This is a genomic window from Desulfovibrio sp. JC022 (assembly GCF_010470665.1).
Lineage (GTDB): Bacteria > Desulfobacterota > Desulfovibrionia > Desulfovibrionales > Desulfovibrionaceae > Maridesulfovibrio.
In genome coordinates, this window is the sequence record NZ_VOPZ01000008.1 from 1 (window position 1) to 16,476 (window position 16,476).

Sequence of the window (16,476 nt, forward strand, 5' to 3'; positions counted from 1 at the left end):
CAGTGCGGAGACGGAAGCTAATCAACTCAGCCGCCGCTGTCAATCATTAATTTTCATGTTCTCGCAAAATATTTTTTCAATGATCTCAGTGCCTTGCTTTCGCTAAGCGCGGATTGGGAATCTATGCAAACCCGATCCGAATGTCAACAACTCTTTCAAAGCTTCTTAATCTTAACTTCTTCATAAATCCGCCCTTCCGCTGTCGTGCTCCCTTCAGGATTACTGCCACAACTTCAAAGCTAAAAACTAAGCCCCAGTCAGGGATTCCAAAGGGGCTTAGTCTCTTTGACCTCCGGAGGCGAAATCAAATTATCAAAAGCGCGAAGCGCATCAACTTCCCGGCTTCAACAGCCGAGGAAGAGGTTCTAGAGAAAACTAGGACCGGGGTCAAGGGGTTTTTGAATTATTGTTGGTATCCTGCCTTGGTAGCCTAATACACCCTCTTAAACTCAAGCGACTAACCACTCAAAGACAGCGCTACTCTCTCGTTATTCAAATAAAGCCCCCGACAGCAAAACACTGCGGGGGCCTAACATAACATATTTTAAAACCGCTATTCGCCGAGATACGCCTTCTGAATATCCGGGTTATCAAGAAGCTTTGAAGCTTCATCTTCCATAACCACACTCCCGGTCTCAAGCACATAGCCGCGATGGGCCATGCTCAAAGCAACCTTGGCGTTCTGCTCAACCAGAATTACCGTCGTCCCAAGCTTATTGATCTCTTTAATAATATCAAAAATCTGCTTGACGATAAGAGGTGCAAGACCAAGGGAAGGTTCATCAAGCAGCAAAACCTTGGGGCGACTCATAAGAGCCCTTCCGATAGCCAGCATCTGCTGCTCCCCACCGGAAAGAGTTCCTCCGGCCTGCCTGCGTCTTTCGCGCAGGATGGGAAACATTGCAAAAACCCGCTCCATATCATCAGCGATTTCGTTATCGCTACGGAAAAAAGCCCCCATATCGAGGTTTTCTTCAATGGTCAGCCGCGGGAAGATGCGCCTTCCTTCAGGAACCTGACAGAGTCCCATGGCAGGCAAACGGTCGGACGCAACTTTATTAATACGTTCGCCTTTGTAATAAATCTCACCGGCGGTGGCCTCGACGATATTGCAGATGGTCATCAGGGTTGTGGATTTCCCGGCACCATTGGCACCGATGATGGAAACAATTTCCCCTTCCATTACCTTGATGCTGATACCTTTCAGGGCTTTGATACTGCCATATCCAGCATGGACATCACGAAGTTCTAAGATAGGTTCTGACATGGCTTAATCCTTATTTGCCTTCATTCTACGCTTGGGAGGCAACAAACCCTGCGGTCTGAAGAGCATCATCAGGGTCATGACACCACCAAAAACCAGCATGCGATAGAGTTCAAAATCCCTGAAAATCTCCGGCAGAGCAATCAGGGCCAGCGCGCCGAGGATAACACCGGGGATTGACCCCATACCACCGAGAACAACCATGGAAAGAACCATTGCCGATTCAAGGAAGGTGAATGATTCCGGGCTGACAAAGCGCATACGGGCAGCATAAAAAGCCCCGGCCAGGCCCCCGAAGCAGGCCCCGGAACAATAAGCCAGTAATTTCATATAAAATGTGGGGATTCCCATAACCTCGGCAGCAGTCTCATCCTCGCGAATAGCTTCCCATGCGCGTCCGATACGGGAATGATTCAAACGGTAGACTGCGATAATGGTAAAAACCACCAGAGCGAGAATAACGTAGTAAATCAGGGAAAGTTTCTTGAGCCAGAGATGCTCCAAAGTCATGCCGTTAGCAAAGTCAGGCCAATATATGCCCGGTGCTTTGATCCCGGTAATTCCGTTAGGACCGTTGGTCAAACTCATCCAGTTATTAAAAACCATACGCACGATTTCCGCAAAACCGAGAGTGACAATCGCAAGGTAGTCACCGCGCATACGCATAGAACAGTAACCGATAATACAGGCCCCCAGTCCGGCAACAGCCGCACTTATGGGCAGGCAGATCCAAAAGGCCAACTTGTAGGAAACCGAAAGCAAAGCATAAGTATAGGCACCGAGCCCGTAAAAGGCGATATAACCGAGATCAAGCATACCAGCGAGTCCAACCACGATATTCAAACCGAGGCCGAGGCAGATGTAGATCATGCAGTTAATGGCCACATCCTGCGCATAACGTCCGAAGAGATGCGGGTAAGCACAGGCAAAAGCAAGTATGACAAAAGCCCAGACCGCAAATGGCAGAGTCGAAGTCGCCTTTTTAACTCCGCCGACAGCCGCGCCCGCAGGTTTAGTAATAAAATTGAATGCACCGATACTGTTCAGCTGTCTCAATACAAGAAGAAACGAACACCCGGCGGCAATCTTCCACCATACAGAAAAAGTTCTTGCCACTTCCAGTCCTTCAGGCTTGATCCCCAGCAGAGGCCAGAGCAGGACGAAGAGCCAGATCATCCCAACGCCTAAAGAAGTCCAGTGCTTTTTAAACTCTGGTATCGTCAACGTTCTCTCCCATGATTCCTGAAGGTCTGAAATAAAGCACTCCGATAAGGATCAAAAATGCGAACACATCTTTGTACTCACCAGAAATATAACCGGCAGCAAAAATCTCAACCATGCCGATGATAAATCCGCCGATCATGGCCCCGGTTATATTGCCGATTCCGCCCAGTACAGCGGCGGCAAAAGCTTTGATCCCCGGCACAAAACCCATATCGTAACGCACCGATCCGTAGTACAGACCGACCATGATCCCTGCCGCAGCAGCCAAACCGGCACCGATGGCGAAAGTAAGGCTGATAATGCGATTGGAATTAATCCCCACCAGCGCAGACATAATCTTATCCTGAGCAGTGGAACGCATGGCTTTCCCGATGCGGGTCTTGAAGACCAGAAAATTGAGGGCCACCAACAGAAAAGCGGTCAAACTGACAATAAAAAGCTGCATGTAAGACAGCATTACTGTTCCGAATTCGAATCCGCCCTGAGTCAGTTCGGTGGGATAGGGTCTGTCATAGACACCCTGTGTAAGCATCAAGCCGTTCTGCAAGAAAATAGACATACCCAGTGCTGAAAGGAGCACTGAAAGTCTCGAAGAACTGCGCAAAGGCTTATAAGCCACTTTCTCCACAGCCATAGCCAGCATAGCACAGTAGGCCATGGCCAGAATAAGTGAACCGGACAGGCAGACCCATGCCGGAGCACCCTGTGCGAGCAGGTAGCTCATGAAGATAACACCGACGTAACCGCCAGCAGCAAAAAACTCGCCGTGAGCAAAGTTAATGAGCTGAATGATGCCGTACACCATGGTATAGCCCAATGCGATCAGTGCATAGACACTGCCGAGGGTAATACCGTTGATGAGTTGCTGAAAAAAATATTCCATGGATTTCCGGGGGCTGTACGTAATGGTCCCTGCCCGTAACGGGCAGGGACCGACATGATTTGACTTCTAGTAGAGCTTACCGGTTGCGGGGTTCCAGTAGTTGACGAACTTGCCGTCCTCAACTTTACGGATAATGTAGTTAGAACCGGAATCTCCATTCGGCTTGAATTTGATATGCTTTGTAGCACCATCGTAATCAAGCTTCATGAGTTCAGCTTTAACCTTTTCAGGATCGGTAGAACCAGCTGCTTTAACAGCTTTCATGTAAGCCATGGCACTATCATAAGCATAACCGGAATATGCTCCGGGACTACCGAATTTAGGCTGGTATTTTGCATAAAATTCTTTGTACGCAGGAGCGTTATCATCAATATAGCCGAAAGTAAGATATACACCATCAGCTGCGTCTTTAGCAATTTCAATCAACTGCGGATGGTAAACAGCATCCTGTGCAAGACGTGCTGCTTTGATTCCCATACGCTTAGCCTGAATAAGCATCAGCGCACCGGTAGCAGAGTTCTGCATGGACATGTAGAAGACGTCAGGATTAGTGTTTTTAACTTTAGTCAGGATAGCTGAAAAGTCTTTGTCGCCCTGGTTAACATGCTCGTGCCCGAGGACCTTAATACCTGCTTCACTAGCGATTTTCTCAACGCCGTCAGCAAGACCCTGTGAGTATGCAGTTTTATCATCTACAATATAAACGGATTTAGCACCGAGTTTATCAAGCATAAACTTAAGGGCAATCGCGCCCTGATCATCATCACGGCCGCACATGCGGAACATGTATGGAAGACCGCGAGAGGTAACTTTCTCATTTGTGGAGGCAGGAGTAATCATGACAATTGACTCTTCATCCAGAACTTCGGAAGCAGGCAGAGTAGAACTGGAACAATAAGCTCCAACAACACCATTCACTTCTTCATTAATAAGTTTGTTTGCAGTAGCAACAGCCTGACGAGGTTCGCATGCTGTATCCTGAGGCAAAACTTCAATAGAGTCGAATCCGGGGATTCCGCCATTAGCTTTGACAACTTCAACAGCTGTGAGTGCGCCATTTTTGATGTCATTACCATCAGCAGCATAAGGTCCGGTCAAAGGTCCCATTGTGCCAATTTTAAGAGTTTTCGCGAAAACCATGCCGGAACCGAGCATCATGATAGCTGCGGTAAGCAGAACAGTCGTAAACAAACGTTTCATAGAATGAGCCTCCCTAAAGTAAATTAGATTAGTTACCCAGATATGCCTCAATTACAGCAGGATTTTTCTGAATCTCTTCAGGGTTACCCTTTGCAATCATCACTCCGTGATCCAAGACTACAAGCCGCTGGCAGATACCCATGACAACTTTCATGTCATGCTCAACCATAAGCACGTTGATGCCCCTTTCAGAGATTTTACGGATAGTTTCCATCAACTCTGAACTTTCCGCCGGATTCAAGCCGGCAGCGGGTTCGTCAAGCAGAATAGAGCTGGGCTCTGAAGCCAGTGCTCTGGCTATCTCAAGCCGTCTCTGATGACCGTATGGAAGACTTGACGCAACCTCGTCAGCATATTCGTCCAGCTCCGCGAAACGGAGTTCCTCCATGGCCTTCTCCTTGATCCGCGCCTCTTCCCTTTTTTGAGCCGGGGTGCGGAAAACAGCACCGAAAACTCCGCATGATGAGCGAGAGTGTTGGGCGACCATTACATTTTCAAGGGCGGTCATGTTCTGGAACAGACGAATATTCTGGAAGGTTCTGGCAATGCCTTTATGAAGCACCTGATACGGCTTAAGACCGGTTAGGTTTTCGCCGTTGTACTCCACGTGCCCCCCGGAAGCCGAATAGACCCCGGTTATCACGTTAAAGACTGTAGTTTTGCCAGCACCGTTGGGACCGATAAGCCCCACAATCTCTCCCGGCATGAGAGAGAAGTTAACCTCTGCCAAAGCCTGCAGCCCACCGAAGCGGACGCTCACGTCGTGTAAATGAAGTTCTGCCATATTGGACATACCTATACACATTATTCTTCTTAAGATCAAGATAGAAGACGATTTTTATTCCTTACTAACTCGATCTAAAGAATTAATATTCGCAACAACAATGTTTTACTGTGAATTAAAATATCCAGCTGATTGCAGAATCAGTACACAACTAAGTTTACAGCAATACAGTTGATCACCTGATCAAAGTACAGCAGAAAACAAATATAACTATGTTCTGCGTTCTAGTATTTTTCACTAACATTAGTATCTACATCTGCTGATTCGCATTTAATCATACAGATTATAATGCTTAATAAAAGTCTTTTCTTGCTTACAAAATTGTCCATAGATTTAGCACTATTTTCCATAATTGGCTAATTTTGAGAGAAATCATTACACCTTTGACTTTAGCTGACATTTGTCCACTCAAAACGTCTTTTTCATGAATTAAGTTCGAGTATTTTCATTTATTCAATCATATCACTATTAATACAGCAGTAAATAACTTTTCACTTATGTAATTTTTCCATAAAAAAATTTTATTCTGTCATACCTTATGCAAAAAAAGAGACCCTGTCCGCCAAGCGGACAGGGTCTCACATTCTTCAATTAAATGAAGCTACAGGCTTAAGCGGCCTACCAACCTTCGTCAGCGAAGGGGTCGGAACCAAAACCGAAGTCTTCAGCAGGTGCACCACCAGTTGCGGGGGCACCGGCGGAACCAGCATCAGCAGGAGCTGCGCCTTCAGCAACAGCACCGGCAGCTACGGTTACAACACCGTGCTTTTTAACGTCTTCGATCATCTTGAGGAGCTCATCAACCTTGCCGATGTACTCTTCAACTTTTTCCTGGGAAGTAACGATGACTTTATCGCCTTCGTCTTTACCAGCAGCTTCAAAAGCTTCACACTTGCCTTTGTATTCAGCCATGGCTTTTTCGGTTTCACCGAGTTTGCCTTCAGCTGCAGCAAGTTTGGTTTCGAGATCCTGAATCTTAGCAGCCTGTTCGGAAACAGATGCACGGTATCCAGCGAGCTTTTCGAAGATTGCGTCAACCTGACCCATCACGTCGCCGGGAAGAGCGCCAACGGATACGTTTTCGCCGAGACCGGAAACCTGACCGGTTTTCATTTTAGCCAGTTCAGGATGCTGTTCGTAAATCCAAGCTTTTGCAAGTGCTGCTGCAAAAGGTTCGAATTCAGCATCAATGTCTTTCTGAGTCATGTAACCCAGAAGTTCCTGAACAGAGTTGTTGCTTTCGCCACCCTTAATATAGGACACAAAAGTGCTCATGGGGAAAGTTTTGCGTGCTTCAGACATGGTTAGTTCCTCCTTGCTCTATTACAGAGTAAAAGTCTTTTCTTCACGGACCGGCATGGGCAGACGGCCGATGTATCTTGCATAAGTTAAAGCTGCGGTCCTGTAGACAAGGTGTCCGAGCTTGGACCACGGCAGATAGACAAACATCATGAATACGGCGATCAAGTGCACGTAGTACATGGGGTATGCGAGAGATGCTACGCCGAGAAGACGCAGGATTTCGCACATGATACCGGTAACGGCGATAGTCCAGATCAGGCCGAGCAGATACCAGTCATAATAACTGGAACCGTGTACGCCCTGGTCCTGATTCAGGCGACGCTTGGTGAGCAGCACCAGTGAGTAAACCAGCAGTACCGCGCCGACGTTGGCCAGAATCTTAACCGGATGCCACAGCGGCATGGGAGTATGGCCGATGGGGCCGAGGAAAGGAATAATCTTTCCACCCCAGTGGGTTACAGCAACCACACCGGTAACAACCATCAGGCAGATGAATGCAACCATGATGAAACGGTGGCCGTTGAACTTCTGCTCATCAGCTTCGTCGGTTTCACCGCATTCTTTCCACTTGGAGTGAGTCAGCAGTTCGTTTTTGCAAACGTCGATGAAGCACTCCAGCATGCTGGGCTTTTCAGCTTTGTCACCTACAGCAAAGACCTTCGGTTGATCAGCGAATGATGCGATCAGGTTCTTCACTCCTTTGTAGAAGGTCCAAACCATGAAGCCGAAAGCAATCATGAAGATCGGGTCAATAGTAAAGTCGCCGGGGAACAGGTGTCCGTAGACGATTTTACCATCTTTAAGAGGGAAGAAGGAACCGCGAACTCCCGCCATGATGAACCAGATCACCATGTAGATAGCTGCCGGAATAGCAATAAGCTTGGGCAGGTGCTTGGGAGAAGCCATCCATTTACCGATAATGGAGGGGGTTACCATCTTCTGATAGGCCATGTTACGCAGACCTGCGAGCAGATCAGCAGGACGAGCGCCGCGGGGGCACAGGTCGGAGCAGGTACCGCAGTTGTGACACAGCCATATATCGATGTCATTTACGAGTTTATCTTTAAGGCCCCACTGAGCCCAGACCATTTCCTTACGCGGGTAAGGGTTGTCGGCAGGCGAGAGGGGACAGGCTACAGAGCAAGTTGCGCACTGATAGCACTTCTTGAGGCTTTCGCCACCGACTTCCTGCAATTCTTTGATGAATTGCAGATCCGGTTTAATGCGAATATCTTTTTCCATGTCGCGTCTACCTCCTAGTAGCCCTTGAACGGGTTAGGACCGATCTTAATCATCTCATTAACAAAGTTATCGATCATATCGGGTACTTTGTCATATTCGTCGATGGCAAGTTCAGCCTGTACAACACGTTCGGGTTCAACGCCAAGTCTGTTCAGAGAATCAGCGACGTTTTCCATACGGCGGTTACAAAGCTCAGACCCCTTCATAAAGTGGCACTGATAGTCTTCACCGTACTTACAACCGAGCAGCAGAACTCCGTCAATACCCTTGGACATTGCATCAGCAATCCAGATGGTATTCACTGAGCCGAGGCAACGGACGGGAACAACACGAACGTAAGGAGACCAGCCTTTACCGCGCATAGCTGCCATATCGAGTGCCGGGTAGGCATCGTTTTCGCAAGCAAGAACGATAAAGCGGGGACCGTCAGCTTCCATATCATCAGGTACGTTGACCTGTTTGATCATGGAACCGATCATATCGATGTTGTAGTTGTCGAATCCGATTACGCGCTCAGGGCAGGCCCCCATACAGGTACCGCAACGGCGGCAACGGGAAGGATTCGGCATTGGTGTTCCTTTTTCATCATCATCAAGTGCGCCGAAGGGACATTCCTCGGTACAACGCTTACACTGTGTGCAGCGCATGAAGTTGAAAACAGGATAGGTGTTGTCACCGGAGCGGGGGTGGACAGCAACGCCGTGGTTAGCGGAGTTGATGCACTGGATCGCTTTCAGCACAGCACCTGCTGCATCCTCACGGGCCAGACCCATGGACATGGGCTGACGGACACAACCGGCGGCGTAAATACCGGTACGGCGTGTTTCGTAGGGGAAGCAGATGTAGTTGGAGTCTGCGTATCCATCGAACTGCTGGAGATCGGGGAATGCAGGACCCTGTCTGTATACGAGGTTGATGGTCGGATCGTGCGCGGTGGTGGGTACCATACCGGTAGGAACAACAACCAGTTCAGCTTCGATTTCAATATTTTCGCCCAGCAGGGTATTATCCGCGGCGATAACCATTCCGGCACCCTCTTCCTTAATGGAAGTAACGGTACCCTTGGTCAGCATTACGCCGGGATTATCCTGTGCTGCACGGTAATAACGCTCGTTTACACCGGGGACCATCATGTGATCGTAGATGATGTAAGCAATAGCGTCTTCATTCATTTCGCGAACGTAGTTAGCCTGTTTGAGGGCTACCAAACTGCTCAGCTCAGAAGTATAGGGAAGGTGCTTGTAGGATTCCATGTCTTCATAGACAAATTTTTCCTCTTCTTCACCTTCAGCTGCTTCAGCTGCGGCAGCATCAGCCGCTGCGACCTCTTCTTCGGAACGGTTTGCGTATGCGTCTTCCTGAGCTGCGAATTCTGCTTCACTGAGGCGGGTATCAAGAACAAAGGCAACAGACTTAGCTGTCATTTTGCCTTCCTTAACTATCGCTTCAAATTCAGCTGCAGTCACAACCTTGGAAGAACCGTAACCCATGGGCTCTACGTATTTTGTATCCTGAGGTACCCAGCCGGTAGCCAGAACACATGCACCGACGGGCATCTCTTCAACACTTCCACCGACTTTCACTTTAGCAGTGTACTGTCCGGGAGCGCCTTCGAGAGCTTCGAGCTGTGCGGAGGTGAGCACTTTGATTCTGGAATTGGACTGAACTTCAGAGATCAGAGCCTCGATTCCGGTTTCATGTGCTTCAGTATAGGGGTAGGAAAGGGGAAATGTTTTGTACATTCCAGCAGCCTTACCACCGAGGTTGGCTTCCTTTTCCACCAGAATTACGTCGTGGTTGGTCTTGGCAGCGTAAATAGCTGCGGTAAGACCGGTGAAACCACCACCCATGACCATGACTACCTTATTGGCATCAAAAGCCTGAGATTCCTGCTCGTTAGTCTTGAGCAGCTTGGTAACACCCATTTTGACGTATTCGTTTGCCATTATTGTGAGGAGCTCAGGAATTTCGCCGTTAGGATCAGGCATGGTGCCGTCGGGATTCCTGAAAACCTTGATGCACTGTTCACGCAGGTTGACTCGTTCGACTGCGACACCGTCGAAGTCGAAAATATCCCAGTCAACGCGAGGGCTAGTGCCGCAGATACATACTGCGTCAACGCTGCCAGCGTCGATATCTTCCTGAATGAGCTTTCTTCCTTCCTCGCTGTTAAGACGCGGGTGCACCTTTACGACCGGACATTCGTTCGCGTAAACGCGACCGACAAGTTCAGCCATTTCTTCAGCGTTCAGGTAAGGAGATACGCTCGCTTGGTCGAAATAAACACCGATTTTTTCGGGCATGTCGACTACCTCCCTATGACCGTTTGAATCGCTTTGAGAGCGGCAGCAGTACCGGACTGGGCTGTCTTCATGACATCCAGAGGCTGCTTTGCACACCCGGCAGCGAAAATACCTTGTTCCTCACCGCCGACAATAAAGCCCTGATCGTCAACCTGTACGCCGGAGGGAACCGGAGTACCTGCCAGGCTGGGCTGCATACCGGTAGCCAGTACTACGAGATCATGCTCGTTCTGGGCCTTAATACCGGTTTCAGCATCCTCAACAGTGACGAGAACATTGCCGGAACCGGATTCTTCGATAACATCAGCGACCTTACCTTTAACGGCGTTGATCCTGTCATCGGAAAGAATGCGCTTGGCAAACTTGTCGTAACGTCCCGGAGTACGCAGATCGATGTAGTAAATAGTGACCTTTGCATCGGGATACTGTTCGCGAACATAAGCGGCCTGCTTCAAAGAAGCCATGCAACAGATGTATGAACAGAAATTGAGGTGATTTTCATCGCGGGAACCCGCACACTGTACGAATGCGATGTTTTTGGGCTGTGCACCGTCTGAGGGGCGCACAATCTGACCGTCGGTAGGTCCGCTTGGAGCTGCAAGTCTTTCCATCGCCATGTTGGAAATACAGTTCTTTACAGTACCTGCGCCGAGGTTGGAAAGTTTGGTAACATCGTAAGGCTTCCAGCCGGTAGCGTAGACGATGGAACCCACGTTAAGTGTGATGACCTTTTCCTCTTCTTTGAGATCGATAGCATCGATATCACCAAGGATCTTGAGGTCTTCATCGGTGCAATTTTCTTTTTCAAGAACGTACCTTGCGGGAAACGCAAAAGGAACGTCCATGTAAAGAGCCTTGCGGTCACAGAGTTTGAACTCAAATTCATCGGTAATGTCATTAGACAATTTCTCGATGACTTCTGTGAGATCAACACTACCGGGACCAACATATCTGGGTTTGATGCGAACCTTGACTTCGTAATTGCCTTTGGAACCGCCAATGGATTCCACTTCAGCCAAGGTAAAGAACTTAACGTTCTTATTGTTTTTGATTCTCTGAAACTGAATCTCCAGTCCGCAGGAAGGAGGACACAGCTTCGGAAAATATTTATTCAGCTGCATCACCCGGCCACCCAGATAAGGCGCCTTCTCCACGATGAAGACTTCATGGCCTACTTCAGCGGCTTCGAGTGCAGCGGTAATCCCACTGAACCCGCCGCCCACGACAAGTATGCTATTTGACATTCTCTATCCTCCTGAACTCTTTGAGGCCCAAGCCATAAAATGGCCCAAACCCGGACACCGACCGGTCTCGGTCGCAATTCGGATTCAGACCATTTCAATGCATTCCGAGAAAGAACGGCTGCGGGCATTAAGCCCGCAGCCGCATATAGTCATTCCCGGCTTAGGTGGGGATGATCTGGTGGTATGCTTTTTTGAAGACGTTAGTTTCGCCTTTTTCTACGTCATACTTGGAGTTGACGAAGCATTTCCACTTGGAGTCATCGAGACCCATGAAGTCACCACGGTAGTAGAAACCGGGGTAACGGGACTCTTCACGGAATTCAATGTGCTGCATGTGCAGGCGTACAGTCCACAGTCTGTGGAACTGTTCCCAACAACGCATGAGTTCGTGGAGGTCACGAGCTGCCAGTTTTCTGGAATCTTCTTCGAGCATTTCGAGGAGGTGGAAACCAGTGTGCAGCAGGGACTTGGAAGTCACGTACATGGTACCAACACCACCACCGTATTCATCAGTAGCCTTCATCAGGCGCATCATGAAGTTCTTAGGAGTGATGTAGTTGGGGTTAACTACGGGGTCGGTAGAGAGAGCTTTACCTTCTTCGTAGGTGTACCAAGGCTGGTAGATTTCTTTCAAAAGAGCAGGGCCGTCAATTTTCAAAGTCGGCTTGAAGTCTTTGTGATCTACACACCAGCGTACCATCTGCTTACCAACGATACGACCTTCAGCGTGAGAACCGGAGGAGAACTTGTGACCGGAAGCGCCAACACCGTCAGCACATGTCCAGAGGCCGTTAACAGTAGTCATACGGTTGTAGACTTTACCGTTGTCAGCTTTCACTTTGTAATCTTCGGGAACCCATTCTTCATCAGGACCGGAAGTCCAGATACCACAGCAACCGGAGTGGGAGCCGAGGAGGTAAGGTTCGGTAGGCATGATTTCAGAGCCGGACTCTTCAGGCTTGATGTTCTGACAAGCCCAGAGGTTAGCCTGACCAACACACATATCGAGGAAATCTTCCCAAGCTTCGGACTCGAGGTGTTTCTGCTCAGCGGGGGACAGCTCTTTGAAGGTGTTCTGCAGTGCGGTAGCGGTGTCCATGTAGATGGGGCCGCGGCCTTCACGCATTTCACGGAGCATCATGTGGTTACGCAGACAGGTCGGGATAACGTGACCTTTAGCGTAGCCGCGATCTTCGTAAGGCTTGAGCATTGCGCGGTTAGTTTCGCAGTAGTCTTCGCCTTTGTAGTTGGTAGCTTTTGCTTTGAAAAGCAGGAACCATGCGCCAACAGGACCGTAACCGTCTTTAAAACGAGCGGGTACGAAACGGTTTTCCATCATGGTCATTTCAGCGCCAACCTGAGCACACATGGTGTAGGTGGAACCTGCGTTCCATACGGGGTACCATGCACGACCGAGACCTTCACCAGTAGAGCGAGGACGGTAAACGTTTACAGCACCACCGCAAGCTACAACAGCTGCGTTACATTTGAAAACGTATACTTTGTTTTCGCGTGTGGAGAAACCAACTGCACCAGCGATGCGGTTAGGCTCATTAGCGTCGAGGAGCATTTTAACGATGAAAATACGTTCCATGTAGTTGTCTTCGCCGAGAGCAAGCTTAGCTGCTTCAGCGACGATGCACTTGTAGGACTCACCGTTAATCATCATCTGCCAGCGACCGGAACGAACGCAAGCGTCGCCGTTACGCAGGGAGAGACCAGCTGCTTTAGCAGCTGCACCGTCGAGGTTTTTACCGTCTTTTTTGATCCAGCAAGGCAGGCCCCACTCTTCAAAAAGGTGAACGGAATCATCAACGTGACGGCCGAGGTCATAAATAAGGTCTTCGCGAACGAGGCCCATGAGGTCAGTACGAACCATGCGTACGTAGTCATCAGCATCGTTTTCGCCGAGGTATGTGTTAATAGCGGACAGACCCTGTGCGATAGCACCGGAACGTTCCATAGCAGCTTTATCAAGCAGCATGATGGAAAGGTCGCCACCAACTTTTTCGATCCAACGGCATGCTTCATAAGCAACACCGCAGTTACCCATACCACCACCGACGAGGAGCAGGTCCACGTCTTTTTCTATAAGCTCAGGTTCTGCGAGAGCAACACCTTTAGAGGCTTCTTTACTAGGGAGAAGAGGCATGTTTCCTCCTTACTTAGGTTTTTGATTGCACGAATTAATAAGTCCGACTTCTTTCAAATTTAGAGAAGGGGAGTTAATTAATCCAGATCCTTCCAAGCAGTAGTCTTGTCTGCATCGGCAACATCAACTTTAAGACCAACTACTTCTTTAGGAGTAGTAAGTTCAGTCTCGGTGAAGAGAAGTTCGTTGTCGAGGTCAGTAGGCTCGGGCTTACCTTCATAAGGTTTAATGGAACCTTCAGGTGTAGTACGGATGGGGAACTTGAAGCGCTTAACGTCACCGTTACGGAACTTCACAGTCCACATGATGTCTTCAGCAGAACGCATGGGGATAGAAGTACCGCCCATGGGTGCGAAGTCACCGTAGGGGCGAGCTTCGATAGCGCCCTGAGGACAAATTTTTACGCAGGAATAGCACTCCCAACAGCCTTCAGGCTCCTGGTTGTAAGCGCGCATTTCTTCAGGGTCCAGGATCATAAGATCGTTAGGGCAGATGTACATGCAGGCGGTCTTTTCTCCACCTTTACAGCCATCACACTTTTCCGGATTGACAAAGGTCGGCATACCTAGTCCTCCTAAAAGGGTTTAATGTTATCAATCACCGACATCCTAAAAACCATTCATAACAGCCTAATATTTCAGGCTCGTGAAAATAGTAACTATCAAGCCCGATTCTCGGTGTCAAGGCGAAAGTGAAATTTAGAACAAGCTAATTTCAAATCCGCTATATAAATGGTTCTGAAACACCGCCGCCAAACTTTCCGAGTACTTATAAACAGACTCGAACTATTGCGACAAAACAATAATGTGTTCCATCATGGATTGGTATTTAGTTCAATCTAGCCTTTAATTGCAAGCCTTTTTTTCATATTGTGGGATTTTCTTCACAACTGTTCTAACAAACCGATTTTACAAGGCAAGACCATAGACTTTCACCGGATTTTCTCTAGACTAACTCCGAATTCAACCCCAATCTTATATGTTACCCTCAAACAGCGACCCAACATGAAATATGCAAGTAAGCACTCAGACCACACAAGCAGACCTTAATAGCAGACCAAACCAACCCACCCCATTTATCAGCAAACCAGCTTCGAACCCTGCTCCATCCAATACAAGACACTACAATTCCACACGATTCTCCTGCAAATCTCCCCCAGAAATCCCTCCAACACAAAAGAGAACGTGAAAAATTTCACTCCATTTCAATTTTGCCCTTGACATTTCTTTCACAAACCATTCATAACCCCTCTTAAGCTTTATGGAGAAATTGAGTTTTTGGACTATCCCACAAGCTCACTCCATGATATTGGTTTTTACGATATTTCGTTCCGCAGACCCGCTTCATATTTATTTGAAGCGTTGCCTCCATCCAAAACCCGGAGGCCGAAGACTAGATTCCGGAGGTCTTGCGGAAGGGCCAAGGTGTTGAAAAAATAATTACTACAAGGAGACGTAAACATGTCTAAGCTCGTAGCCCCTCACGGTGGTAAAGGTCTCGTATGCTGCCTTCTCGAAGGCGCAGAACTCGCAGCAGAACAGAAAAAAGCTGCTGATCTTCCCAAAATCGAAATTTCCGCCCGCGCTAAAGGCGACCTCATCATGATGGGTTGTGGTGGTTTCTCTCCCCTGAACGGTTTCATGGGTAAAGCAGACTGGAAAGGCGTTTGCGAAAAATTTCTCATGGAAGACGGCACTTTCTGGCCTGTTCCGGTTACCCTCGATTCCGACGACGAAAGCGTTAAAGTCGGCGACGAAATCGCTCTCGTAAATGACGGTGAAGTATATGCTACCATGCAGATCACTGAAAAATACGAAATGACCGAAGAAGACAAAAAATGGGAATGCTACGAAGTATTCAAAGGCGAAGGCGAAGAATCTGAAGATTCCATCTTCTGGAAGACCGCACTTGAAGATCACCCCGGTGTTCAGATGGTTATGGCTCAGAAGAAATACAACCTCGCTGGTCCCGTTAAAGTCCTCTCCGAAGGCGAATACCCCGAGCAGTACAAAGGCGTTTACCTGCGCCCCGCAGAAACTCGTGCCATGTTCGACGAAAAAGGCTGGTCCACAGTTTCCGCTCTCCAGCTCCGTAACCCCATGCACCGCTCTCACGAGTTCCTCGCAAAGATCTCCATCGAAGTTTGTGACGGTTGTCTGATCCACTCCCTGATCGGTAACCTCAAGCCCGGAGACATTCCTGCTGAAGTACGTGTTAAAGCTATCGACACTCTCGTTGAGCACTACTTTGTTAAAGAAAACGTTATCCAGGCTGGTTACCCCCTTGATATGCGTTACGCAGGTCCCCGTGAAGGCCTCCTCCACGCTACCTTCCGTCAGAACTACGGTGTTAACCGCATGCTGATCGGTCGTGACCACGCTGGTGTTGGTGACTTCTACGGTCTGTTCGAAGCTCAGGATATCTTCAACAAGATTCCTTACGCAACCGAAGCTTGTCCTGAGCCCGGTAAAGCACTGCTTTGCGAGCCCATGAAAATTGACTGGACTTTCTACTGCTACAAATGTGACGGCATGGCTTCCCTGAGAACCTGCCCTCACAACAAAGAAGAGCGCGTAATCCTTTCCGGTACCAAACTGCGTAAAGCTCTCTCCGACGGTGCTGAAATCGTAGACCACTTCGGTCGCGACGAAGTAATCGTACAGCTCCGTGAATACTACGAAGGCCTCACCGAAAAGGTTGAAGTCAAAATGCAGGGCGCAGCTTCCGGCGACGCAATGTAATTAAAGTAGTATCACTACTTGCATATTCAGGGAGGAGGCGGCAACGCTTCCTCCCTTTTTTTGTTTTTTTACTGGCGGATAGAGAAGCTTTTTCACCCCCAGACAGAGGGGTTGCTCATTATATAAAATCGCGCTAT

The 16,476-nt window shown here is 48.6% G+C and carries 12 protein-coding genes; 1 reads left to right on the plus strand and 11 read right to left on the minus strand.

Translation table 11 applies throughout. The features are described from left to right. Positions 1 to 553: 553 nt before the first annotated feature. From FMS18_RS14210 to aprB, 11 genes are all read right to left on the minus strand, one after another. Positions 554 to 1,267, minus strand: coding sequence for an ABC transporter ATP-binding protein (locus FMS18_RS14210; protein WP_163295343.1), 714 nt, complete (start codon positions 1,265 to 1,267; stop codon positions 554 to 556). A 3-nt stretch (positions 1,268 to 1,270) separates the two neighbouring features. Continuing rightward, the gene (locus FMS18_RS14215) at positions 1,271 to 2,440 is read right to left on the minus strand and encodes a branched-chain amino acid ABC transporter permease (protein ID WP_163295344.1); all 1,170 of its coding nucleotides are present in this window, start codon (positions 2,438 to 2,440) and stop codon (positions 1,271 to 1,273) included. A 28-nt stretch (positions 2,441 to 2,468) separates the two neighbouring features. Further along, positions 2,469 to 3,371: a branched-chain amino acid ABC transporter permease gene (locus FMS18_RS14220; protein WP_012765830.1), complete on the minus strand. Its 903-nt coding sequence runs from the start codon at positions 3,369 to 3,371 to the stop codon at positions 2,469 to 2,471. A gap of 66 nt (positions 3,372 to 3,437) precedes the next feature. Next, complete coding sequence (locus FMS18_RS14225) at positions 3,438 to 4,571, minus strand: branched-chain amino acid ABC transporter substrate-binding protein (protein ID WP_163295345.1); 1,134 nt, start codon at positions 4,569 to 4,571, stop codon at positions 3,438 to 3,440. Positions 4,572 to 4,599: 28 nt separating this feature from the next. After that, the gene (locus FMS18_RS14230; RefSeq protein ID WP_163295346.1) at positions 4,600 to 5,355 is read right to left on the minus strand and encodes an ABC transporter ATP-binding protein; all 756 of its coding nucleotides are present in this window, start codon (positions 5,353 to 5,355) and stop codon (positions 4,600 to 4,602) included. Between the two features lie 618 nt (positions 5,356 to 5,973). Beyond that, positions 5,974 to 6,657 carry a hypothetical protein gene (locus tag FMS18_RS14235; RefSeq protein ID WP_163295347.1) on the minus strand — a complete coding sequence of 228 codons (684 nt, stop codon included), beginning with the start codon at positions 6,655 to 6,657 and terminating at the stop codon, positions 5,974 to 5,976. Positions 6,658 to 6,678: 21 nt separating this feature from the next. Further along, positions 6,679 to 7,899, minus strand: coding sequence for a quinone-interacting membrane-bound oxidoreductase complex subunit QmoC (gene qmoC / locus FMS18_RS14240; RefSeq protein WP_163295348.1), 1,221 nt, complete (start codon positions 7,897 to 7,899; stop codon positions 6,679 to 6,681). Positions 7,900 to 7,913: 14 nt separating this feature from the next. Then, complete coding sequence (locus tag FMS18_RS14245; RefSeq protein WP_163295349.1) at positions 7,914 to 10,202, minus strand: hydrogenase iron-sulfur subunit; 2,289 nt, start codon at positions 10,200 to 10,202, stop codon at positions 7,914 to 7,916. Positions 10,203 to 10,207: 5 nt separating this feature from the next. After that, complete coding sequence (locus FMS18_RS14250) at positions 10,208 to 11,446, minus strand: CoB--CoM heterodisulfide reductase iron-sulfur subunit A family protein (RefSeq protein WP_163295350.1); 1,239 nt, start codon at positions 11,444 to 11,446, stop codon at positions 10,208 to 10,210. Between the two features lie 160 nt (positions 11,447 to 11,606). After that, complete coding sequence (aprA, locus tag FMS18_RS14255; protein ID WP_163295351.1) at positions 11,607 to 13,598, minus strand: adenylyl-sulfate reductase subunit alpha; 1,992 nt, start codon at positions 13,596 to 13,598, stop codon at positions 11,607 to 11,609. A 77-nt stretch (positions 13,599 to 13,675) separates the two neighbouring features. Next, complete coding sequence (gene aprB / locus FMS18_RS14260) at positions 13,676 to 14,161, minus strand: adenylyl-sulfate reductase subunit beta (protein ID WP_136675921.1); 486 nt, start codon at positions 14,159 to 14,161, stop codon at positions 13,676 to 13,678. An 897-nt stretch (positions 14,162 to 15,058) separates the two neighbouring features. Between aprB and sat the strand changes: the two genes are divergently transcribed. Further along, a complete protein-coding gene (gene sat / locus FMS18_RS14265; protein WP_163295352.1) occupies positions 15,059 to 16,339 on the plus strand; it encodes a sulfate adenylyltransferase in 1,281 nt (426 codons plus the stop codon). Positions 16,340 to 16,476 lie beyond the last annotated feature (137 nt).